The organism is Nonomuraea sp. NPDC005983 (assembly GCF_040614375.1).
Classification (GTDB): Bacteria; Actinomycetota; Actinomycetes; order Streptosporangiales; family Streptosporangiaceae; genus Nonomuraea.
In genome coordinates, this window is sequence record NZ_JBEXUP010000029.1 from 1 (window position 1) to 22,383 (window position 22,383).

The 22,383-nt window shown below is 69.2% G+C and carries 20 protein-coding genes, 1 pseudogene and 1 riboswitch; of the genes and pseudogenes, 12 read left to right on the forward strand and 9 right to left on the reverse strand.

What is annotated here, in order from left to right; translation table 11 throughout:
- Nucleotides 1-323, reverse strand: a pseudogene (locus ABZ297_RS15825) (RNA-guided endonuclease TnpB family protein); the annotation flags it as partial.
- A gap of 23 nt (nucleotides 324-346) precedes the next feature.
- On the opposite strand from ABZ297_RS15825, the gene tnpA reads away from it, so the two are divergent.
- Together tnpA and ABZ297_RS15835 are read left to right on the forward strand one after the other, a co-directional pair.
- Nucleotides 347-775 carry an IS200/IS605 family transposase gene (gene tnpA / locus ABZ297_RS15830; protein WP_355345592.1) on the forward strand — a complete coding sequence of 143 codons (429 nt, stop codon included), beginning with the start codon at nucleotides 347-349 and terminating at the stop codon, nucleotides 773-775.
- A gap of 302 nt (nucleotides 776-1,077) precedes the next feature.
- Nucleotides 1,078-1,848: a DUF6585 family protein gene (locus tag ABZ297_RS15835; RefSeq protein WP_355345595.1), complete on the forward strand. Its 771-nt coding sequence runs from the start codon at nucleotides 1,078-1,080 to the stop codon at nucleotides 1,846-1,848.
- A 205-nt stretch (nucleotides 1,849-2,053) separates the two neighbouring features.
- Here ABZ297_RS15835 and ABZ297_RS15840 read toward each other — a convergent pair whose 3' ends face one another.
- Complete coding sequence (locus tag ABZ297_RS15840; protein WP_355345598.1) at nucleotides 2,054-2,968, reverse strand: AraC family transcriptional regulator; 915 nt, start codon at nucleotides 2,966-2,968, stop codon at nucleotides 2,054-2,056.
- A 101-nt stretch (nucleotides 2,969-3,069) separates the two neighbouring features.
- Between ABZ297_RS15840 and ABZ297_RS15845 the strand changes: the two genes are divergently transcribed.
- The 4 genes from ABZ297_RS15845 (at nucleotide 3,070) to gdhA (ending at nucleotide 8,319) form a co-directional block, all read left to right on the forward strand.
- Nucleotides 3,070-3,861 (forward strand): phytanoyl-CoA dioxygenase family protein, encoded by a 792-nt coding sequence (locus ABZ297_RS15845; protein WP_355345601.1) that lies wholly within the window; start codon nucleotides 3,070-3,072, stop codon nucleotides 3,859-3,861.
- 196 nt (nucleotides 3,862-4,057) lie between these two features.
- On the forward strand, nucleotides 4,058-4,951 hold the full coding sequence (locus ABZ297_RS15850) for an ABC transporter ATP-binding protein (RefSeq protein WP_355345604.1): 894 nt from the start codon (nucleotides 4,058-4,060) through the stop codon (nucleotides 4,949-4,951).
- On the forward strand, nucleotides 4,948-6,567 hold the full coding sequence (locus ABZ297_RS15855) for an ABC transporter permease (protein WP_355345607.1): 1,620 nt from the start codon (nucleotides 4,948-4,950) through the stop codon (nucleotides 6,565-6,567). The genes ABZ297_RS15850 and ABZ297_RS15855 overlap by 4 nt, the downstream gene beginning before the upstream one ends.
- Nucleotides 6,568-6,975: 408 nt before the next feature.
- Nucleotides 6,976-8,319 carry an NADP-specific glutamate dehydrogenase gene (gdhA, locus tag ABZ297_RS15860; protein ID WP_355345610.1) on the forward strand — a complete coding sequence of 448 codons (1,344 nt, stop codon included), beginning with the start codon at nucleotides 6,976-6,978 and terminating at the stop codon, nucleotides 8,317-8,319.
- Nucleotides 8,320-8,671: 352 nt separating this feature from the next.
- Here the strand turns inward: gdhA and ABZ297_RS15865 are convergent, their stop codons facing one another.
- Nucleotides 8,672-8,800 (reverse strand): hypothetical protein, encoded by a 129-nt coding sequence (locus ABZ297_RS15865; RefSeq protein WP_355345613.1) that lies wholly within the window; start codon nucleotides 8,798-8,800, stop codon nucleotides 8,672-8,674.
- Between the two features lie 335 nt (nucleotides 8,801-9,135).
- Here ABZ297_RS15865 and ABZ297_RS15870 point away from each other — a divergent pair, with 335 nt between their 5' ends.
- From ABZ297_RS15870 to ABZ297_RS15895, 6 genes are all read left to right on the forward strand, one after another.
- The gene (locus ABZ297_RS15870; protein WP_355345616.1) at nucleotides 9,136-9,855 is read left to right on the forward strand and encodes a YcnI family protein; all 720 of its coding nucleotides are present in this window, start codon (nucleotides 9,136-9,138) and stop codon (nucleotides 9,853-9,855) included.
- A complete protein-coding gene (locus tag ABZ297_RS15875) occupies nucleotides 9,842-11,722 on the forward strand; it encodes a cytochrome c oxidase assembly protein (protein ID WP_355345619.1) in 1,881 nt (626 codons plus the stop codon). Before ABZ297_RS15870 ends, ABZ297_RS15875 begins: the two co-directional genes overlap by 14 nt.
- Before the next feature lie 167 nt (nucleotides 11,723-11,889).
- Nucleotides 11,890-12,061: riboswitch (M-box (ykoK) riboswitch) on the forward strand.
- Nucleotides 12,062-12,317: 256 nt separating this feature from the next.
- The gene (locus tag ABZ297_RS15880) at nucleotides 12,318-12,512 is read left to right on the forward strand and encodes a hypothetical protein (protein WP_355345622.1); all 195 of its coding nucleotides are present in this window, start codon (nucleotides 12,318-12,320) and stop codon (nucleotides 12,510-12,512) included.
- Nucleotides 12,513-12,918: 406 nt separating this feature from the next.
- Nucleotides 12,919-13,242 carry a hypothetical protein gene (locus ABZ297_RS15885; RefSeq protein WP_355345625.1) on the forward strand — a complete coding sequence of 108 codons (324 nt, stop codon included), beginning with the start codon at nucleotides 12,919-12,921 and terminating at the stop codon, nucleotides 13,240-13,242.
- A gap of 12 nt (nucleotides 13,243-13,254) precedes the next feature.
- Nucleotides 13,255-13,668: a hypothetical protein gene (locus ABZ297_RS15890; RefSeq protein ID WP_355345628.1), complete on the forward strand. Its 414-nt coding sequence runs from the start codon at nucleotides 13,255-13,257 to the stop codon at nucleotides 13,666-13,668.
- Nucleotides 13,665-14,837, forward strand: coding sequence for a serine hydrolase domain-containing protein (locus ABZ297_RS15895; RefSeq protein ID WP_355345631.1), 1,173 nt, complete (start codon nucleotides 13,665-13,667; stop codon nucleotides 14,835-14,837). The genes ABZ297_RS15890 and ABZ297_RS15895 overlap by 4 nt, the downstream gene beginning before the upstream one ends.
- 123 nt (nucleotides 14,838-14,960) lie before the next feature.
- On the opposite strand, the gene ABZ297_RS15900 is transcribed toward ABZ297_RS15895, so the two are convergent.
- From ABZ297_RS15900 to ABZ297_RS15925, 6 genes are read right to left on the reverse strand one after another with little or no spacing between them, the layout of a single operon-like run.
- Nucleotides 14,961-16,859: a hypothetical protein gene (locus ABZ297_RS15900; protein WP_355345634.1), complete on the reverse strand. Its 1,899-nt coding sequence runs from the start codon at nucleotides 16,857-16,859 to the stop codon at nucleotides 14,961-14,963.
- Nucleotides 16,856-17,812 (reverse strand): ABC transporter ATP-binding protein, encoded by a 957-nt coding sequence (locus tag ABZ297_RS15905; RefSeq protein WP_355345637.1) that lies wholly within the window; start codon nucleotides 17,810-17,812, stop codon nucleotides 16,856-16,858. Before ABZ297_RS15905 ends, ABZ297_RS15900 begins: the two co-directional genes overlap by 4 nt.
- The gene (locus ABZ297_RS15910; RefSeq protein WP_355345640.1) at nucleotides 17,805-18,797 is read right to left on the reverse strand and encodes an ABC transporter ATP-binding protein; all 993 of its coding nucleotides are present in this window, start codon (nucleotides 18,795-18,797) and stop codon (nucleotides 17,805-17,807) included. Before ABZ297_RS15910 ends, ABZ297_RS15905 begins: the two co-directional genes overlap by 8 nt.
- Entirely contained in the window at nucleotides 18,794-19,666 is an 873-nt protein-coding gene (locus tag ABZ297_RS15915) for an ABC transporter permease (RefSeq protein ID WP_355345643.1), read from the reverse strand. The genes ABZ297_RS15910 and ABZ297_RS15915 overlap by 4 nt, the downstream gene beginning before the upstream one ends.
- Complete coding sequence (locus ABZ297_RS15920; RefSeq protein ID WP_355345646.1) at nucleotides 19,663-20,664, reverse strand: ABC transporter permease; 1,002 nt, start codon at nucleotides 20,662-20,664, stop codon at nucleotides 19,663-19,665. Before ABZ297_RS15920 ends, ABZ297_RS15915 begins: the two co-directional genes overlap by 4 nt.
- A complete protein-coding gene (locus ABZ297_RS15925; protein WP_355345649.1) occupies nucleotides 20,661-22,367 on the reverse strand; it encodes an ABC transporter substrate-binding protein in 1,707 nt (568 codons plus the stop codon). The genes ABZ297_RS15920 and ABZ297_RS15925 overlap by 4 nt, the downstream gene beginning before the upstream one ends.
- Nucleotides 22,368-22,383 lie beyond the last annotated feature (16 nt).

A 22,383-nucleotide genomic window follows, 5' to 3' on the forward strand; every position in this document is an offset into this window, starting at 1 on the left:
CGGAACCGGCCCTTGAACGTCGGGCGCTTTGCCGGGTGGTCGGGGTTGACGAAGTTCGCCCACGCCTGCCGGTAGGTCTTCAGCACGGCTTGCGCGGCCTGAGCGGGGAGCTGCCCCATCCACTCGATCTCGTGGCGGGCTTCCCGAATCGCCGCGTCGCAGGCCTTCAGTGACGCGAACCGGCCCTGGCGGAAGGTCGTGAACTCATGGAGCAGGTTCCACAAGGCGCGCGCGGTGTGGGCTTGACCGTCCAAAACGGCCTCCTGGGCCGGGTTGAGGTCGAGTCGCGCCACATGCGCACGAGTCCGCTTCACCTTCTCCACGCACTGATCATATCATTTGGTTTATGTCACCACGATGGAATCCGAACCCCGATGTCAGAACAGGACGACATGTCGTCTACAACCTCCACGCCCATTTGGTGTTCGTGACAAAGTACCGGCGTGGGGTGTTCACCGGCGAGATGCTGATCCGCTGCGAGGAACTCATGCGCGAGGTATGCGCCGACTTCGAGGTCGAACTGCGCGAGTTCAACGGCGAGCACGACCACGTCCACCTGCTGGTCCACTACCCGCCCAAGGTCGCCCTGTCCAAACTCGTCAACTCACTCAAGGGGGTCTCGGCTCGGATGCTTCGTAAGGAATACAGCGCACACGTACGCAAACACCTCTGGGACGGACATTTCTGGTCTGGTTCCTACTTCGCCGGGTCGGTCGGCGGGGCGCCGCTCACCGTGCTCAAGCAGTACATCGAGCAACAGAAACGACCTGTGTGAGTGAAGCTGCTGCCGACAAACCTGAAAGGTCAGGGCACGCTCGCGCCCTAGCGGGCACTCCCACGTGGGCCCTTCACCCCCGGCGTAAACGCCGGAGCACTGGCCCACATTCTGGTAGAGCGGAGTGATGCGCGTTCCGCCCCACTGGATCACGCACCACCGCGCCGTACTCTCGTTGTGGCACCCGTTCACCGGGCAGAGACCCCTTACGGTCGTGCGTCGCCGGGCGGCGAGCCGTCGCCTGCCCGGGTCGAAAGCGAAGGCCATCGAGTGATGAATCGGGCATGAGATGGGGTGGAACGATGGCGGCGTTGTGGACAGGGCTGGTGAAGGTAAGGGCCGAGGCCGAGGGGCAGGGTCTGGGGGCGGTCGAGCGGTGGTTCTCGACAGGGTTTCACTACTGGGATTGGCGCAGGCTTCTGCTCGGGGCGTTCATGCTCTTCTGTGGTGTCGTCGTTGGCGCCGGGGAGGCGCTGTACATGCCGTTGCTCGCCGGTGGCTCCGCGGTGCTGGTGTGGGCGATTCTGCCGCGCGTTCTGTCGATCGGTCGACGGCTCTATGTGTGTGAACGCGGCCTTGTCGAAACACGGATCGGACGGGTGTACATCCTGCCCCTTGAGCGGATCGCCGGGATCCGCCGCACCGTGACCGAGCTCTACATCAACGGCGCGCACCACGCGACGGCCCACGCCGTGACCATTGAGACCGTGGACGGAGGCAGCTTCACCTACAACAACCGGTTCCGGAATATTGAGGGCCTCGCTGGAATCCTTCAGCAGAAAGTGGTGAGCGATTATCTGCTGCCCTCATTGGTGGAGCGTTTCATCGCCGGAGAGACCGTCGCCTTCGGCCCGCTGTCCATCAGTCCCGAAGGGATCGTCCGGAAGCAGAAACTGCTTCCCTGGGATGAACTCGACGGCGCACCGATCACGCAGGGCCGTCTGACCCTCCACAAGAAGAACACGCTCTTCTCCTCGTGGGCGACCCACCACACCTACGACATCCCCAACCTTACGATCTTCCTCACCATCGTCCGCAAAGCCGCAGGCTGGTCGCCTTCGCCGGATCGGTGAGCCACCCCGAGGTTCGGAGGGCTGGGTGGTGAGGTCGTTCTTGAGCGGCTCCTCCTTCGACCCGCACGGCGGGCGCGTGGCCTCGTTGCGGCCGGACCCCCGAGGCCGGAGGGAGAGCGGTCATGCTGCGGAGCAAGACGATCACGCTGACGGGGTGTGGGCACCTCGCCCCTTCTCCAGCTGTCCAAGCATGGTTCCCGCAGCCTCAGGAACTCTTCCGCTCGTCCGTCGACACGGCCGGGGTGCTGAGCTGAGTATGGGCGGTTGATCGGCTACGTCGCCGATACTCGGTGGGTGTCAGCCCGACCAGCGTCCGGAAGCGGCGGGCGAAGTATGTCGGGTCGTCCCAGCCGACGGCGGCACCGACCCGGGCAGTCGGCAGGGCCGAGTGTGCCAGTAACGTGGCGGCGCGCTCGGCCCGCAGCCGGGCCAGGAAGCCCAGCGTCGTCAACCCGACGTACCGTACGAACAGCCGGCCGAGATAGGCGGGATCCAGGTTGACCGCCCGGGCGAGATCATCCAGCCGCCACGGATGGGCAGGCGCCGCCTCGAGCCGGGCAACGGTGGCGGCGACGGCGGGGTGGATGGCGGACTCGAGCGTCTTCCGTTCGGGGTCACGGCCATCGGCCAGGACGCCGAGCACGGTGATCAGCCGACCCAGCACACGGCCCGGCCGCCGCTGATCGGCTCCGATGTCCCGTTCGAGCAGGCCGATCTCCGCGATGGCCTCCTCGGCAGCGGCCGGATCGACGGTCGTGACCGCCACGCCATGCGCGCCGGATGCCACCGGATCGGTCCACAGCGTCCGGCGCAGCATCGGGATGTCGTACAGCGCCGCCAGTTCGGCCCGTAGCGCCTGAGCGGACAGGCAGCAGTTGGCGACGGTCAGGTCGATGCAGTCCCGGAACCCGTGCCAGGCACCGGGGCGGAGCACGATGACCTGCCCGCGCCGCAGCGGGTGCTCGCCCTGGCTGGTCACGTGTCGGCCGCAACCGGCTCCGATCACGGCGATCTCGAGGAAGTCGTGCGCGTGCGGCTCGATGTCGGCGTTCAGGTGGTGGACACCTGCCAAGACCGGGCTCCCTGCGAACAGCGCGTGCTCGTGCAGCGTGGCAGGCATGTCGGGATCGTACGACTACTCGCCGGGATCGGCCTAGCCCGTGGCGGCACACCACGACGACGCTTGCAGTATCCCAACGGTAGGAACCCTGGAGGTCAGTGATGACAACGACCACGAACGAGCAGTCCGGCAGCGACGTCGGCGCCGACGGCCGGGTGTCGGACGAGCTTGTGGCGGCGTACCGCGAATACGGTTTCGTCCGAGTACGGGGTGTTCTCGAGCCCGACCAGATCGAGCGCTTCCGGGCCAGCGCCGAGGCGTTCCTGGAGGCGCATCGGGCGGAGAGCCTGGAGAAGCAAGGCGTCTTCAGCCAGCTGGTCAACGTCTGGCAACACGACCAGACGCTGAGAGAGCTCACGTTCGACCCGCGGCTCGGCCAGATCGCCGAACAGCTCGCCGGGTTCCCGCTGCGGCTCTGGCACGATCAGATGCTGGTCAAGGAGCCGCACAACAACGCCGCCACCGAGTTCCACCAGGACCGTCCGTACTGGCCGCATGCGGGCGACCGGCTCCCGCTGTCGGCGTGGATAGCGCTGGTCGACGTTCCCCCGGAGCGGGGCTGCATGACCTTCCTGCCCGGTACCCAGCATCGCACCGGCCTGCGCCCGCAGGACCTCCACCACGAGGAAGACCTGTTCGCGATGGACCCGCCTCTGCGCTGGATCCCTCGTGTCACCGTGCCGCTCCGCGCCGGCGACTGCACCTTCCACAGCGGCTACACCGGCCACATGGCTCTGCCCAACCGCACCGACCAGGCCCGGCTCGCGCACGTCACCATCTACATGGACGAGGCGACCCGCTACAGCGGGACCGAGCACATCGTGACCGATCCTCTCGGACTCGCCGTGGGCGACCGGTTGGACGGCGACACCTTCCCCCGCCCCTGGGCTTAGGTGGCTGATCAGCCAGGAGGATGAGGGGTTCTCATCGCCCCTACGAGGGGATCACAGTCGGCACTCAAGGGCGAAGGCCGTGGCCAATTCGTCAGAACGCGTCTAGCGGAGTGGATCCGGCGCTGTTACCGTCAATGGTGGAGCGCCGGGAAGTCTGGTCGGCAAACGTCATATCGGACCGGCTTCAGGGGTGCCCATGGCGAACAGTCCCGCCGTTCTCATCAGTGGCTTGTCCAAGCGGTACGGCAAGGTCCGCGCGCTGGACGGGCTCGACCTGACCGTACGCACCGGCGAGGTGCACGGCTTCCTCGGCCCGAACGGCTCGGGCAAGACCACCACCTTACGCATCCTGCTCGGCCTGCTGCGCGCCGACGCCGGGCACGCCGAGCTGCTCGGCGGCGACCCCTGGCGGGACGCGGTCGAGCTGCACCGGCGCCTGGCGTACGTGCCGGGCGACGTCGTCCTGTGGCCCAGCCTGTCCGGCGGCGAGGCCATCGACCTGCTCGGCCGGCTGCGCGGCGGCCTCGACCCTCGGCGCAAGGCGGCCCTCCTCGAACGCTTCGACCTCGACCCCAGCCGCAAGGGCCGCGCCTACTCCAAGGGCAACCGCCAGAAGGTCGCCCTCATCGCCGCCCTCGCCTCCGACGTGGAGTTGTTGATCCTGGACGAGCCCACCTCCGGCCTGGACCCGCTGATGGAGGCGACCTTCCGCGAGGCCGTCGCCGCAGAACGGGACAACGGCCGCACCGTGCTGCTCTCCAGCCACCTCCTGTCCGAGGTCGAAGCGCTGTGCGACCAGGTCACGATCATCCGCGACGGACGTGCGGTGGAGACCGGCACCTTGGCTCAGCTCCGCCACCTCACCCGCACCTCGATCACCGCGGAGCTCGACCGGGTCCCCGACGGGTTGGCAGCGCTCAAGGGCGTGCACGACCTGGCGGTCAACGGCTCGCGCATCCGGTTCGACATCGACGCCGAGCAGCTGGCGAGCGCGCTCCGGCTCATCACCGACGCCGGCGTTCGCGCCCTGACGTGCCGGCCGCCCACGCTGGAGGAGCTGTTCCTGCGGCACTACCAGGTCAAGCCATGACGGGCACACTGCCGGGAGGCCCGCTGACCGGCACGCTGACGCTGGTGCGGCTGGCGCTGCGCCGCGACCGCGTCCTGCTGCCGGTGTGGATCGTCCTCATTCCCGGCGTGATCGCCGCCTCGGCCTCCGCCATCGCCGACCTGTACCCGCAGGCGGCCCAGCGGGTAGCGCTCGGGGTCACCATCAGCTCAGCCCCGGCGCTGCAAGCGTTGACGGGCCCGGTCTTCGACGCCACCTCGGTCGGCGGTCTCACCGCCTGGCGATTGACCACGATGGCCTCCGTGCTGGCCGCGTTGATGAGCATCCTGGTGATCACCCGGCACACCCGCGCCGAAGAGGAGACCGGCCGGACCGAACTCATCGGCGCCTGCGCGATCGGCCGTCACGCGACCCCCGCCTCGGCGGTGCTCGTAGCCGGCAGCGCGAACCTGCTCATCGGCCTGCTCATCACGCTCGCCCTGGCCGGGCAGGGCCTGCCCGGGGCGGGCGCGCTCGCCTTCGGCCTGGCCGTGAGCGGGACCGGCTGGACCTTCACCGGAGTCGCGATCCTCGCCGCGCAGCTGACCGAGCACGCCCGCACCGCCAACGCCCTCGCGACCGCGGTCCTGGGCCTGGCGTTCCTGCTGCGCGCCCTCGGCGACGCCGCCAGGATCGAACCGCTCTCCTGGCTGTCTCCCTTGGGCTGGGCCCAGCGCATCCGGGCCTTCGCCGGCGAACGCTGGCAGGTGGTCGCGCTGTTCGCCGTGACGGGGCTCGCGCTGGTCGCGGTCGCGGCCCTGCTGTCCGCGAGGCGGGACCTCGGCGCAGGCCTGCTGCCGCCACGGCTGGGCCCACGGGACGCCGCCCCCGACCTGAGCAGCCCCTTCGCGCTGGCATGGCGATTGCAGCGGGGCGGGCTGCTCACCTGGACGATCGGATTCACGGTCGTGGGCGCGATGTTCGGCGCGCTGGCGCACAGCGTGGGCGACATCGTGCGGGACAATCCCTCTCTGGCCGAGCTGCTGTCACGGATCGGCGGCGGCGCCGACGTGCTGACCGACACGTTTCTGACCGCCGAGCTGGGGCTGCTCGGCCTGGTCGCAGGCGGCTACGCCGTCCAGGCCACCCTGCGGCTGCAGGCGGAGGAGTCGGCGATCCGGGCCGAGCCCGTCCTGGCGACGGCCGTACCCCGCTGGCGCTGGACAACCGGCCACCTGTTCGTGGCCCTGAGCGGCAGCGCCACGATCGTGGCCGTCGGCGGGCTGACGACCGGGCTCACGCACGGCATCAGGACCGGCGAGCCCGTCGGCCAGGCGATGCGCCTGCTCGGCGCGGCCCTGGTGCAGGTGCCCGCGACATGGACGCTGGCGGGGATCGCGATGCTGTTGTTCGGGCTGGTACCACGGCTGACCGCGCTCGCCTGGGCGGCGCTCGCGGCCTTCGCCCTGCTCAGCCAACTGGGTGAACTACTGCAACTGGACGACTGGATCAGAGGTCTGTCCCCCTTCTCCCACGTGCCGCAGGCCCTGAGCGGGCCGGTGCGAGCGACCCCGCTGCTGTGGCTGGACGCGATCACCGCGGCACTCTCGCTGGCCGGGATCATCGCCTTCCAGCGACGCGATCTGCGGGGAGGCTGACGTGCCGCTCTTGATCGCCCTCAGCGTGCTGGGGCCCATCGTGCTGACCTTGGCCGCCGATCACCTGGTCCTCGGCTCAGGACGACCGGCCGACCGGCTCGGCCTGCAGCCGGTCGTGGTGGTGGTGATCGCATCTCCCGCCCCAAGCAGGTCATCGACCTCCAACCTGCACCCCGCTGACCAGCCCGAACACCACCGCCTAGAGAAACGCCCCTCCAGGCGGCCACAGCCGTGTCAGTCCTGCTCAAAGCCCAGATTCGCATCTCTAGCCCACCGAATTACGCAGAACGCGGGCCATTGTCACGGAAGACCTCCAGCACCACGCCGAAGAAATGGGAGGGTACGTCCTGTTCACAACGAGGCGACCCGTAAAGTGAGGAGACTTGCATCAGTGACCTTGGAGCTTATGTGTTGCACGAGAAACTGTCGTCGATCTACGACAACGTCCTTCGCCGTAACCCTGGGGAAATCGAGTTCCACCAGGCGGTGCGTGAGGTGCTGGAGAGCATCGGCCCGGTTCTCAGCAAGCATCCCGAGTACGCCGAGTCGAAGATCATTGAGCGTATCTGCGAACCCGAGCGGCAGATCATCTTTCGGGTGCCGTGGATCGATGACCGAGGCGAGGTGCAGATCAACCGCGGCTTCCGGGTGGAGTTCAACAGCGCGCTGGGGCCGTACAAGGGCGGGCTGCGCTTTCACCCGTCGGTCTACCTCGGGATCGTCAAGTTCCTGGGCTTCGAGCAGATCTTCAAGAACGGCCTGACGGGCCTGCCGATCGGCGGCGGCAAGGGCGGATCGGACTTCGACCCGAAGGGCCGCTCTGACCGCGAAGTGATGAACTTCAGCCAGAGCTTCATGACCGAGCTGTACCGGCACATCGGCGAGTACACCGACGTGCCGGCCGGCGACATCGGCGTCGGCGGGCGGGAGATCGGCTACCTGTTCGGCCAGTACAAGCGCATTACGAACCGCTACGAGTCCGGGGTGATCACCGGCAAGGGACTCGTGTACGGCGGCGCCCAGGTGCGCACCGAGGCCACCGGTTTCGGGTGCACGTTCTTCGTCGAGCAGATGCTGAAGGCGCGGGGCACGTCGTTCGACGGCAAGCGGGTCGTGGTGTCCGGCTCCGGCAACGTGGCGATCCACACCATCGAGAAGGTCGAGCAGCTCGGCGGCGTGGTCGTGGCCTGCTCCGACTCCTCCGGCTACGTACTCGACGAGAAGGGCATCGACCTGGATCTGCTCAAGCAGGTCAAGCAGGTCGAGCGCGGCCGGCTGCAGACGTACGCGAAACGTCGCGGCGAGCACGTCACCTTCGTGCCGGGTCGCAACGTGTGGGAGGTGCCCTGCGAGGTGGCGATGCCGTCCGCCACACAGAACGAGATCACCGGCCGCGACGCCGCCTTCATGGTGGACAACGGCTGCATCGCGGTCGGCGAAGGGGCCAACATGCCGACCACGCCGGAGGGCATCAAGGCGTTCCTGGAGGCCGGCGTCGCGTTCGGACCAGGCAAGGCGGCCAACGCGGGCGGCGTGGCGACCAGCGCGCTGGAGATGCAGCAGAACGCCAGCCGTGATTCGTGGACGTTCGAGTTCTCCGAGCAACGACTGCGGGAGATCATGCAGGACATCCACGCCCGTTGCCTGCAAACCGCCGACGAGTACGGCATGCCGGGCAACTACGTGGCAGGCGCGAACATCGACGGCTTCCGGCGGGTCGCCGATGCGATGCTGGCCCTGGGTTTGATCTGAGCCGGATATCAAGGCGACCGGCCGTCGCCGGGCTTCCCGCCTTCTCGGCGGTCACCGCCACGTAGGACTTTCAGTGAGTGTGACCATCGGGGGAGGTCACGCTGGAAGTGGTTCGGGCCGCCGGTAGGCACGGGCCCACGCTCCAGCTTGCCGACCGGCTCATCACCGAGCAGCGCGCGCAGTTGGCGGACATCACCAAGCGACTGGCCTGGCCATGGCCAGGGCCCGCCCGGTGTGGGACCATGTGGGCGTCATGCGCGCCCAGCTGCCGTTACGACTGACGCGGTCGGCCACCTTCGCGGCCGTCTGCGTGGGCTTGGCCGCGGGCGGGCACTGGTTGGCAGGCGGAACCTCACCAAGCCTCGGCACGGCCGGCGTCGCGGTCGGCGCAATCGCGGCCGTCGCGATGATGCTGGGCGGACGGGAACGGTCCCCGGTACTGATCACCGGGCTGCTCGGCACCGCCCAGCTGCTGCTGCACCCGCTGTTCTCCTGGGGTGTCGCCCCCGCGCACCCATCCAGTGGGCACGCCCTGAGCACCGGCCTGGGTATGCTCGTCTGCCATCTGACGGCCACGCTGGTGACCGCGTGGTGGCTCGCGCGGGGCGAGTCGGCGCTCTGGTCGCTGCTGAGACGGCTGGCCGCGCGGGCCGTACGGGTCCTGAGGCTCGGCGAGCTCCCCACACCCGCCATCGCCCGTACTCCCCACGTCTGTGAGCTTCATGATCGCGTGCTGCGGCACGTGGTCGTGGGGCGCGGTCCTCCACTGGGGTCGGCTTCCGTGCCCCCCTGTCCCGTCACCCCGTGGAGACCTTCATGTCCTTCCGTTCTGCCTGCCGTCGCGCGGGCACCATTACCGGCGCCTCGATGGCGCTCGTCGTCGGGCTGGCGCTGCCTGCCCTCGCCCATGTCACGATCAATCCCGGCACCGCGGAGCAGGGCGGCTGGACCAAGCTCGCCTTCCGGGTGCCCAACGAGCGCGACGACGCCTCCACCAGCAAGATCGAGATCGCCTTTCCCCAGGACCATCCGCTGCCGTTCGTGTCCGTCAGGCCCGTACCCGGATGGAAGTCCACACTGACCGAGGGCAAGCTGCCCAAGCCGATCGTGTCCGACGACGGTGACAAGGTCACCGAGTCCGTGCTGAAGGTCACCTGGACCGGCGGGAAGATCGAGCCCGGCCAGTTCCAGGAGTTCGAGGTGTCGGTGGGGCCGCTGCCCAAGAACGTCGACAAGCTCGCCTTCCCGACCGTCCAGACCTACTCCGGCGGCGAGGTCGTCAAGTGGACGGACCCGCCCAAGGCTGACGGATCCGAGGGCGAGCATCCGGTGCCGACGCTGAAGCTGGTCGCCGCCGCCGGGGGCGATGAGCACATGTCGTCGCCGTCCGTCGCCGCGATCAACCGGGTCAGCACCGCGACGCCCGGCCCGTCATCCGACGTCACGGCCAGGGTGCTGGGCGGGCTCGGCATCGTGGTCGGCTTGCTCGGCACGGGGATCGCGATAGCTCGGCGGACCCGCCGTGAGAGCGCCTGAACGGATCTATGCCGGTGCCGCCGTCGCCGTGGGCGTCGCGGTGCTGGTCGCCGCCCTCTGGTTCGGCGGCGGCGCCGCCGAACCAGAGATCGTCGGGCTGCCCACCGCGGGACCGCTCACCAGCTGGGGGCTGCCGCTAGTCCGGTTCTGTTACGACCTGTGCGCGGTCGCCTGCGTGGGAACGCTGCTGGCAGCCGTGGTCCTCGCCCCTTCGACGTCGCCCGAGTCGGCGGCCTGTGTCCGCGCCGCCGGTGGGTGGGCGCTCGGCTGGGCGGTCACCGCCGTCCTGAGCTACGTGCTGACCCTGTCGAACATCATCCCGCTGCCCGTGGCGAACCTCCTCGACTCTCCTGACCTGCTGAGCTTCGGCACGTCCATCCCGCAGACTCAGGCCCTGCTGGTGGTGGTGGCCGGGGCCGTCGTGGTGACCCTGTTCACGCGACTGCGGGGCGTTCCCCGCTGGATCCCGCTGGCGATCGCCGCCTTCGCGCTCCTGCCGCCGGCCTACGTGGGGCACGCCTCCTCCGCCGCCGACCACGACATCGCGATCTCCGCACTGATGGCGCACCTGCTGGGGGCGTCGGTGTGGGTCGGCGGTCTGGGCGCGGTGCTCGTCTACTTCCGCCGCTCGCACCACCTCGCGGTGGTGCTGCCCAGGTTCAGCACGATCGCCCTGTGCTGCTTCGCGGCCGTGACCGTCTCGGGCCTGGCCAGCGCCTGGGTACGGCTGAGCAGTCTGTCCGACCTCTGGCAGACCAGGTACGGCCTGCTCCTGCTGGCCAAGGTCACCGCGCTCGTGCTCCTCGCCCTGCTCGGCTGGAACCACCGCCGCCGCACGGTCGCGGGAGTCGCCGACCGGACCGTACGGCGCACCTTCGCCCGGCTGGCGGCCGGCGAGCTGACCGTGATGGCAGCGGCGATCGGGCTGGCGGTCGGCCTGTCCCGCTCCCCGCCACCCGCGGGCGGCGGCGGCCACGACCACCTCGTGCTGGAGTACGACCTCGCCCCCTTCACCAACCCCGGGGTCCTGATCACCGAGGTCCGCCTGGACCCGATGATCCTGCTGCTCCTGGCGCTGCCCGCCATCGGCTACCTGGTCGGCGTGCGCAGGGTCGTCTCCTGGCCGCCCGGCCGCACGCTCGCCTGGTACACCGGCCTGGCGTTGACCGCGCTGGTCCTGCTCGGCGGAGTCGGTGGCTACGCCCGCGCGATGCTGTCGGCCCACGCACTCCAGCACACCGTCCTCACCGTCATCGCTCCCCTCCTGCTCTGTCTGGGCGCTCCCCTCACCCTCGCCTCCCAGGCCACCACCGCCGCCTCCCAGTACGGCGACCTCGGCTCCCGGCTCCTCAACCGGCGTGTGACCCACCCCGCCCTCCTGCTGACCATCTACACCCTGCCGTTCCTCCTCCTGTACGGCACGGCCTGGCTGCCCTGGTCTCTGTCCGGCTACGCCACCCACCTGCTCACCGAGTTCCTGTTCTTCGGCGCAGGGCTGCTGGTCTTCTGGGTGCTGGCGGGCATCGACCCGCTGCCTCGCCCGATCGCCTGGGCCGCCCGCGCGTGGCTGCTCTCCGCGGTCATCGCGGTGCACCTCGCCCTGGGGGCCTTCCTACTGTTCGGACCTCCTGTCGCGGCCGACTGGTTCTCCCTCGCAGCCCCGCCCGGCGTGCCGGACCTCCTCGCCGACCAGCGCCTGGCCGGAGCCATCCTCATGCTCGTCCCGCTGCTCCCGCTCGCCGTGCTGGCCGTGCGAATGGCCTGGCTGAAACAGGCGGCTCTGGCCCGGCTGTCTGCTGTCACATTTCCGGTGCGCCCAGCCGACGAGCCCGGGAGCGACGGCCAGACCCTTCGCGAAAGGAGCTGATATGCCCGCAATGGGGATCGGAGGGAGGTCGTGAGATCTGGGAGAAGTACTTGCCGGAACGCGGGGCCTGAGCAAGCTGTTGACTCACCGTGTCCCCGGTGCCCGGACGGGAGATCTTCGCCGTCCGGTCTTGACCTGGGCAGATGGCAGGAGGTTACCTGAAGTGGAAGGCACCTCGTTCGGTGAGGCGTCTACACGGATACAGGCCACTGACCCCACGACATCGAGAGATGCCCAGGGTCAGGACAGGTTTCCCCGGCTTAAGGGGTAACCCCACGTGGCTTCCCGGCTACGGGATCACGCCGTGCAGTGCCAAAGCTCTTACATGAGGGGTGCCGTCGATCGATGTGGCCATGGGGAGTGCTGACGGCGCTCGCGTGCGCCCGGAACGGGCGAAAGGTAAGGAGGTGGGCGCTGTGTTGGAAGGCGATTGCCATAGTCAACGATCTCAGTTCGTGACACCCCGCGCCCGCCGGCGTCAGCGTGGCTGACTCTCCGCGGCAGCTCTGTGGGAGATCAAGCCCATGGTGCTGGCCGCCGTCTCGCCGGTGCGATGCTGCTGCGGGGCGTCCCCCTGCAGGAGAGGAGGGCCGCCATGACCATCACGATCACGCTGTCCCGTCTGCCCGTCACTGCCGACCTGGGTCGGGCGCTGCGTGCGCTGTGGCCGTTCGCTGCCACCGCGCTGTCGGCACTGGCCGAGATCGCCGGGGCGCCTGTGCTCGTACGCATGATGCTGGAGGTCGTCATGCGCATGGCCGAGCGTGCCATAGGTCTGCAGCCGGCATGAGACCGGCTCACGGTGGTGAGCAGCCCCGGGCAGACAGGGCGGGGCTGCTCGCAAGGCAGTACGATCGCCGCCCCGCCGCCGTCGGCGTCCTGGCCGCCGGGCACGCGGCCCGACGCCCGCCGCGCCTTCGCCCAGCTGTCCAAGCCGGAGTTCGTGCGGGTGTGGCGGGCGACCGTCGACCTGCTCGGCCCCGAGCCCGGCTACCGGACGCCGGTGCCACTGTTCCTGATCCGCGGCGACCGCGACCGCACCGGCAACATCGCCACCGCCATGCCGCGCTGGGTCGCGGCGGAAGGCGTCGCCGAGGTCGTCATCCCGGGCGCCGGTCACCTGTCCACGCAGGACAACCCCACCGCGGTGAACGCGGCCATCGGCGCCTTCCTCGACACTGCCGTCCGGGGGCTGCGTGAACGCACGCCGGGCGTTCACCGTGTCGGTGGGCGACCTGCTGGCCTCCTGGAACCTGCCGCACGCTACCGGGCGCGTCTACGGGCTGCTGCTGATCAGCGCCGACACGCTCACGCTCGACGAGATCGCGGGCGAGCTGGAGCTGAGCAAGGGGGCTGTCAGCACCGCCGTACGGCAGCTGGACCCGTGGGGGCTGGCCAGGGTGATTCCGCAGCCGGGCAGCCGCCGGCTCCAGGTGGAAGCCAGTTGCTCGCCCGGCACCGGGAGGCGCGCGGCTGAAACGTTGTCTCTCTTGTTGACGATGTTGGCTCGGGGGCACTAGCCTCGGGTCTCGATGACCGAGCAGTTTCTCGGCGTCGTCGGGGTGGCCCAGGCGCTGGGGCTCACGCGGCACGCCGTACACAAGTGGCGCGCGCGCCATCCGGCCGACTCTGCGCGGCCCTTCCCCGCACCGGACGTGGAGGTCGACGGCGCGCCCGGCTGGCGGGCTGAGCGGGTGGCCGAGATCGCGCGGTGGCGCGACGGGCTGCCCGGCCGCGGCGCGGGCGGCGGCAGGCCCTCGCTGGCGCTGCGGGACTACCTTGACCAGGCGGCGACCCGCGGCCTGGACAGGGACGAAGCCATGCGGACGCTGGCCGTCTTCGTCGCGGAGTTCCCCGAGATGACCGAGGCGCAGGTCGCGGCGTGGCTGGCGGCGAAGTGGCGGGGGCTGCGCGCGTTCGACACGACGGAAGGCGATGGACCATGACCGAGATCGGCGGCCAGACCGCACCGGGGTTCGAGGGCGTGCGCGAGGCGTTCGCGGCCAACCTGGCCGAGGGGCAGGAGGTGGGCGCCGCGGTCGGCGTCTACCTGCACGGCGAGCCGGTGGTCGACCTGTGGGGCGGCGTGGCCGACCCCGAGAACGGGCGGCTCTGGGAGCGCGACACGCTGCAGGTCGTCTACTCCACCACCAAGGCCGTCACCGCCGCCTGCGCCCACCTGCTGGTCCAGCGGGGTGAGCTGGACCTGGACGCGCCGGTGGCCCGCTACTGGCCCGAGTTCGCCGCGGCAGGCAAGGAGCGCCTTCCGGTGCGCTGGCTGCTCACCCACCAGGCCGGGCTGCCCGCGCTCGACCACCCGGTCACCCCGGCCGAGGCGATCGCCTGGGAGCCGGTGGTGTCCGCGCTGGCCGTACAGCGTCCGTTCTGGGAGCCGGGCGCCGAGTTCGGCTACCACGGCCTCACGTACGGCTGGCTGGTCGGCGAGGTGGTCCGCCGGGTCAGCGGCCGCAGCATCGGCACGTTCCTGGCCGAGGAGATCGCCGGGCCGCTCGGTCTCGACCTGTGGATCGGGCTGCCGGACTCCGAGCAGCACCGGGTCAGCAGGATCCTCGCCGAGCGGGTCGACTTCCAGGCTTTCGCGAAGGTCGACCTGGACACGGTGCCGGAGCCGATGCGCGACATGCTGGCCGCTTTCGCCGACCCGACGTCGCTGACCGTGCGGTCGATGACCGTGATCAAGCCGGGGCTCGACCACAACGACCCCGCCGAGCGGGCCGCCGAGATGCCCTCGACCAACGGCATCTGCACGGCGCGTTCGCTGGCCTGCTTCTACGCCGCCCTCATCGGCGAGGTGGACGGCCACCGCATCCTCTCTCCCGCGACGCTCGCGACCGCGACCGCGGAACAGGCCGCAGCCGTCGACCGCATCCTGCGGGTCCCGGTGCGGTACGCGACCGGCTTCGGCCTGCCGACCCCCGATGCGTTCTGGTACGCCCCTTCCGCCTTCGGTTTCCCCGGCATGGGCGGCTCCATCGGTTTCGCCGATCCGGACAGCGGCCTGGCCTTCGGTTACGTGATGAACCGCGTCATCGAGGGCGTCCCAGACACCCGCGCGGCCCGCCTGCTGGAGGCGGTACGCAAGGCCCTGCGCTAGTGGCGTGGGCGGTACGTGATCACAGGCATCCGCTTGCCAACAGTGACAGTCGGTGCACCCGCCGGAAACACAAACGACCAGCGTTTCCGCAGGTCGTAAGGGGCGTGACCGCGCCCCTGCTCGTCATGCGTCCCATTCCAGCAGAACGTATCCGCGATGCGGCACGCCGACTTCGATCGTCACCCGGTCACCATCACGCTCGACGGGCACGGCCCGCGGCTCCTCGAGGGGCCGCAGCAGTGTCGCCGTCGGGTCGCGGTCCAGCCTGACGACCGGCCGCGCGGAGTCGGCGCAACCGTTGACGATCGCCAGCCGCAACCGCTCTCCCACCCTGGCGTACTGCGGCATGAGGTGCGGCCCGCCGGTGACCATCGGAAAGTCACCGCCGAGGAAGCGGATCGCGTCTTGGGCCAGCCGCTGCCCGTCGTCGCATCGGCCAAGCTGCTCCGGCTCGCACGCGGCGAGCGTGAAGATCCGGCCACCAAGCGCGTTGACGAAGGCGACCCGCCCGCCGCCCCAGTGGTCCAGGCGCGGGGTGAGGATCTCGGTCCAGACCTCGGCGCTCTCGTCGGGCACCAGTCTCGCGAGGCGCGGCTGGACGTTGACGCTCAGCAGCGCGCCGTCGTCGACGATGCGTTCCACGCTGTACGGCCGGCGTGACACGGTTTCTCTGGCGACGATCTCGGCAACCTGGACGCCGAGAAGCGAGCCGAAACCCCGCTCGGCCAGGATGGCCGCAGCCGTGCCGTCGAGCAGGAGACCGCCGCGCAGCAGGTGGAGCGGGTCGGGCACAGCCCAGGCCAGCTCACCGAACAGCGCGGTCACCGGCGCCGTGCCCGCCTGGATGGGCACGCCGTACGACAGCAGATACTGCGCCGCGCGCAGCGGGTCGGCGCTCAGTCCTTCCAGGGTGCCGTCGCCGCGGATCGTGGTGGCGGCGGCGGACCACCAGGGCACGCCCACGCCGAGCGTCGTGAGCTCCCCGGTGGCCGTCGCGTCCAGCGCGGCGCGAGAGGAGGTCAGCATGCGGCCGATCCGCGGGTAGCGCGCGGGGTCGCCGCTGACGAAGGGGTGCACGTCGAGCAGCAGCGCGTCCGCTCCGGACAGCTGTGAGGCGACCATCTCCGACCACGTCTGTGTGTCGGACTTGCGCCACTCGGTGTGCGTCCAATTCTCGATCTCCGGTGCGACCTCGATCCCGGCCGGCCGGAGCGGGCGCTGGAGTTCGAGCATGGCGATCGAGTACGACAGATCGCGGGCTGGCACGTCGCCATAGGGGGCGAAGTGCGGCCGGTGCACCTCGACGCGTTCGAACAGTGCTCCCCAGTCACGGCCTTCGACGGAGGCCACGCCCAGGCCCGAACTCATCAGGCCGATCATGGCTCGGTCGCCGACCGCCTGCCGCACGAGGTCCAGGACCTCGAGCTGCGCTTCGCGCCAGGTCCGCTGGAGCAGCGCCCGCCAGGGGTGCGGCTCGCCTGGCGCGGTGATGGCCGCGACCAACTCCTCGCGGGTGGGCTTGTCCCCGGCGAGCAGGGCGAACCTCTCCAGCATCTCGGGCTCGAACCCGCCACCCCAGGTCAGCGGCGAGTGGTTGTGGAAGCGGAAGTCGTCCTCCAGCCACAGCACGCGAAACCCAAGCTCGGCGAAGCGCCCGTAGTGCGCCGCGAGCCACGTCCGCCAGTTCGGGCAGGCGAACGAGGCGCTCGTGGTGGATGTCTCGCCGAGCGGGGAGACCATCGGCGCGAAACCGACGTCTTGGATGCGGCCTCTGTCGGCGTGCCCTGCGGTGACCCACGGGTTGAGACTGACCGAAAGACCGCTGCCCACGAGGACGTCGCGGGCGTCACGCACGATCTCGAACCAGCGGTCCTCGTCGGCGCCCACGGGATGTCCCGTGTGCAACTCCTCGGAGTTGAAGATGAGCACGACCTCCTCGATGCCGTGCGTGGCGCAGAAGGCGGCGAGCGCGGCGGGGTCGGTGTCGGGGAGGAGCTGGTAGCGCAGGTGGTATCGGGTCATTCGTCCTCCACGTACAGCCAACAATTGGTCCAGGTCCCGTCGGGGAAGTCCACCCGCGGCGGGAATTCTGCCGTGCACTCCGCCTTGGCGACGGGGCAGCGCGGGTGGAAGCGGCAGCCTGGCGGCGGGTCGACCAGGCTGGGCGGCTCGCCGGCCGGGACCGTGCTGGCGAAGGTTGCTCTGCCCGGGTCGGGCGAGGAATCGACGAGCAGCCGGGTGTAAGGGTGCTTGGGGTCCTGGATGACGGACTCGGCCGGGCCGCCCTCGACCATCTGGCCCGCGTACATCACGTAGATCTCGTCGGAGACGTAGCGAGCGCTGGCGATGTCGTGGGTGATGTAGAGCAGCGCCAGCCCCTCCTCGTCGCGCAACTGCGCGAGAAGGTTGAGCACGTCAAGCCTGATGGAGACGTCGAGCATGGAGATGGGCTCGTCGCCGAGCAGAACGGCGGGCCGTACGGCCAGCGCCCGCGCGATCGCCACCCGCTGGCGCTGCCCGCCGGACAGCTCGTGCGGCAGCTTTCGCGCGAAGTCGGCGGCCGGAGTCAGGTTCACCTTTTCCAGCAGCTCACGGATGTGCTCCTCCTCGGCGGGGTGGCCGTGGAGCTTGAGCGCCCGCCGCAGATTGTGGTCGACTCGGCGCAGGGAGTTGAGCGAGGCGAACGGGTCCTGGAAGACCAGCTGGACGTCGCTGTAGAAGTCCTTGCCAGCCCCTTTGACCGGCTCGCCGCGCAGCAGGATCTCGCCAGAGGTGACCGGATAGAACTGGGCGAGCAGCCTGGCGAGCGTGGTCTTCCCGCTGCCGCTTTCGCCCACCAGGGCTGCGATCCTGCCGCTGTGCAGGCGGAGCGTGACGTTCTCCACCGCCCGCACGACCACGTGGCGGCCGAATCCGTCGCGGGTGTCGAAGTGCTTGGTCACGTCCTGTGCGGCCAGCAGCGATACCTCAGACATTGGCCCTCTCTCGGTCGTGCAGGTGGCAGGCGACTTGGCCGCGTCCCACTGTCAGCAGCTCCGGCCTGCGCTCGGCGCAGTCGGCGAAGCGACGCGGGCAGCGCGGCTCGAACGCGCAGCCGGGAGGCAGGTTGCGCAGGTCGGGCGGGGTGCCCGGGATGCCGTGGAGCGTGGTGGCCGGGGCGCGCAGCGGCGGGAAGGAGTCGCGCAGACCCTTGGTGTAAGGGTGCTTGGGCTCGCCATAGAGGTCGGCGGAGTCGCCGACCTCCACGATCCGCCCGCCGTACATGATCGCGATCCGGTCGGCCAGCTCCATCAGAAGCGACAGGTCGTGGGTCACGAAGACCACGGAGAACCCCAGCCGCTTCCTGAGCTCCAGGATGTGGCCGAGGATCTGCCGCTGCATCACGACGTCGACGGCCGTGGTCGGCTCGTCCATGACGACGAGCTCGGGGTCGCAGGCGAGTGCCAGCGCGATCATGGCGCGCTGGCGCATGCCGCCGGACATCTCGTGTGGGTAAGAGCGGGCCCGGTCCGGCGAGATGCCGACCATGTCGAGCAACTCGGCCGTGCGCTCGGCGACCCGCTGCTTGGTGATCTTCCTGTCGTGCGTCTTGAGCACGTCCGCGAACTGGGCACTGAGCCTGGCCACCGGGTTCAGCGCGTCCATGGCGCTCTGCAGGACGACCGCGACGCTGCGCCAGCGCAGGGCGCGCAGCTGCTTCTCGCTCCTGCGCACGAGCTCGACTGGCTCGCCCTCGCGTGGGTGCAGCCAGACCTCGCCACCCGTTGTCACCGCGGGAGGCCGGAGCAGCCGGACCAGGGCCATGATCAGGGTGGACTTGCCGGAGCCTGACTCGCCCGCGACGCCGAGGATCTCGCCCCGCCTGAGCTGGAAGGTCACCTCCGAGCAGGCCCGTACGGCGCCCGCCGCCGACACGTAGTCGACGTTCAGCGCACGGACATCGAGCAGCGTCTCGGTCATCGGGTGCCCTCCAGAACGCGCTTCATCTTCCTGACGGCCTTGACGTCCGAGGTGCGCAGCCTCGGGTTCATCACCTCGTCGATACCGAAGTTGATCAGCCCGGTGGCTGTGCCGAGCAGAGCGATGCACAGGCCGGGCGGCACGAACCACCACCACAGCCCGTTGAGCAGGGCCACCTGCTGGGCCTGGTTGATGATGGTGCCCCAGCTGATCGAGTCGGCCGAGGAGATGCCGAGAAAGGCCAGGCCGGCCTCGGCGAGCACTGCGCCGAGCACCATGTGCAGGAACATCGCCGACAGCCATCCGGCCAGGTGCGGCAGCACCTCCACGACGATCAGCCGGATCCTGGTCTCACCGAGCATGCGCATGGCCATCACAAAGTCGCGTTGGCGTAGCGACATCGTCTGCGCCCGGAGGGTCCGCGCTCCGGGCGCCCAGCCGAACACACCGATGATCAGAGCGATGGTGATCGGCCCGGTGTCCTGCACGTAGCCCGCCACGACCAGGATCAGCGGCAGCACCGGCATGACGAGGAACATGTTGGTGAAGAACGACAGGACCGCGTCCACCCGGCCGCCGAAGAACCCGGCGGGCACCCCCATGAGCACGGCGAGCACCACGCCAAGGACGGCGGCCAGCACGCCGACGAGCACCGAGTTGCGGGTCCCGGCGATCATCTGGGCGAGCACGTCTTGGCCTTGTGCGGTGGTGCCGAGCCAGTGCTCCGCGCTCGGCGGCTGCTGGATCGCCTGGTAGTCGATCTTCCAAGGACCAAGGCCCATCAGGTCGTTCAGCCATGGCCCGACGATCGCGATCACGCCGAAGACGGCGCAGATGGCGATGCCGGTGCGCACCTTCCAGCCCTTCATCGGCCCCCCTCCCTCGTCCGCGGGTCGATGAGCACGTAAATGGAGTCGGCGACGAGATTGGCCAGCAGGACGGTCAGCGTGGTCATCAGGAACACGCCCTGCATGAGCGGGTAGTCGCGCTTGCCGACCGCGTCGAACAGCAGGTAGCCGATGCCCGGGTAGGCGAAGACGATCTCGGTCAGCAACGCGCCTCCCAGCACGCCGCCGATGGCCAGCGCGAAACCGGTGACGGTGGGCAGCATGGCGTTGCGCGCGGCGTACCTGAACATGATCCGCGCTCCCGACAGGCCCTTGGCCTTGCCGAGAAGCACGTAGTCCTCACTGACCGTGGTGATCATCATGTTCCGCATGCCGAGTAGCCAGCCGCCGAAGGAGGAGAAGACGATCGTGGCCGCCGGCATCGCCAGGTAGTAGAGGACGCTGCCGAAGAAGCCCGACCTGCCGTACAGGTCGGGGTCGTATCCGCCGCCCAGCGGGAACCAGCCGAGTACCAGCCCGAACAGCCACAGCGCGATCAGTGCCACCCAGAAGTACGGCACCGCCGTCAGGAACGTGGACAACGGCGAGAGGAACCCGTCCAGCTTGCTGCCGGGTCGCCATCCGGAGGCGATGCCGAGCGCGGTCCCCAGCAGGAACGCCAGCACGGTCGTCGTGCCGACCAGCATGAGTGTCCAGGGCAGGCCGGCGGCCAGCAGTTCGCTCACCGGGGTGGGGAAGCGGCTGACCGACAGGCCGAAGTCGCCGTGGGCCAGGCTGCTCAGGTAGTCCACGTACTGCTGAAGGATGTTCGCGCGAGGGTCGCCGAACAGTTTGCGAATGGCCTCGACCGATTCGGGCGGAACCGACTGGCCGCTCTGCTTCTGCAACTGGCGGACGATGACGGAGGCGGGATCCCCCGGCATGAGCCGGGGGATGAGGAAGTTGAGTGTGATCGCCGACCAGAGGGTGGCCGCGTAGAAGCCCACCCTCCGGACGAGGAACCGGGTACGCGAGCTCATCGGGTGACGGGCTTGAGGTTCTTGAGCGTGAGGACCAGGTCCGGGCCGAGCGAGCTGTGCGGCGCGAACTGGGTCTGGCCGGGCACCGGCCAGCCGGTCCAGCGGGTCATGTTCATGTCCACGAACCAGACGGAGGAGAACATCGGCGAGTAGGGCACCTGGTCCAGCACGATCCTCTGGAGTCGCTGACCGGCATCCTTCTGCTTGGCGTCGTCACCCACGGTGGCACGCAGCTGGTCCAGCAGCGGCACGGTGGACTTATCCTTCCAACGACCTTGGTTGAGGTAGGAGGAGTCCTCGCCGATCGGCTTGTAGGTGGCCGGGTCAAGCTGGTCGGAGAAGACCGAGTACATGCCGTTGGAGCCGCCGGTCCAGTAAAGCGCCATATCGAAGTCGCCCTCGTTGAGCGGCGGGTCGTAGTTCTCCTCCGGTACGGCGACCACCTTGACGTCCAAGCCCAGGTTGGTCTTCCACTGGTCCTGCATGCCCTTGCCGTACGCCATCCAGTTGGTGTACTCCTGCACGACCTTCAGCGAGAGGTCGTAGGCCTTGCCGTCCTTGGTGAGCTTGCCGCCTTCGACCTTCCAGCCGCCGTCGGCCAGTGCCTTCTTGGCGTTCTCGGGGTCCGAGGTCTGGACCTTGCACTCGGGGGCCATGTAATCCTTGTAGACCTCGGGCTCCAGGCCGCAGGCATTGGCCGGGTTCTGGCCGGTGGGCGCCAGCTTCAGCAGTGACTCACGGTCCAGGCTCATCGCCAGCGCGCGGCGCACGTTGACGTCGTCGAACGGGGCCTTGGCCAGGTTGAACAGCAGCGACTCCTCGCCGCCCGTCGCGTAGGTGCTGTAGAGGTTGGTCTTGGGATTCCTGGCGACGTACTCCGCCTGCGCGTTCGGCCAGGACATCGTCGCGAAGTCGAGGTCGCCCTTGAGCAGGCGGGCCTTGGTCTGGTCGTCGCCACCGGCCGCCACGATCTTGATCAGCTTCATCGGCAGAGCGCCGTTCCAGTAGTCGGCGCGCGCCTTATAGCTGATCTGCTGCGGCGTGAACTGGTCGAGGGCGGCGACCCCCGTGCCGACCGGGTCGGGGTTGACCCAGGTCTTGAGGTCCTTGTCCTTCCAGATGTGCTCGGGCACGATCCTTGGCGGGTTGGTGGAGGCGCCCGCCGCGAAGCGGTAGAAGTCGAGCCTGCCGGACTTGCTCCACTTGACGACAACCGTGGACTCGTCGATGGCCTCGGCCGAGACGTAGGTCTGGCCTCCGGTATTGAGCTCGGGATACTTCAGCGGGATGTTCAGCGTGAACGCGACGTCCTTGCTGGTCATCGGGGTGCCGTCGGCGAACTTTACGTCCTTGCGCAGCTTGAGGGTGAGCACTTTGTCGCCGTCGCTCCACTCCCAGGACTCCGCGAGCCACGGCTCCAGGGCACCGCCCTTGAAGACGTTGCGGCGAACCAGCGGCTCGTAGATGAGGCCGGCGGTCGGCGCGAGGTCGGTCGAGGGTGAGTAGATGTTGAAGTTGCGGGTGTAGGTCGTGGCGGAGCTGACACGAAGGTTGATCGCCTCGGCAGGGCCGCCGCCGTTCGCCGCTGCGGTGGGCGCGCCCGTGGTGCCGGGAGAGCAGGCGGCCACGGCCATGGCCAGCGCGAACGCGCCGCCGATCGTGGTGATCCTCCGTCGAAAGATGAGTGGCACGAACCTCGACATCACCGAACTCCTCGTC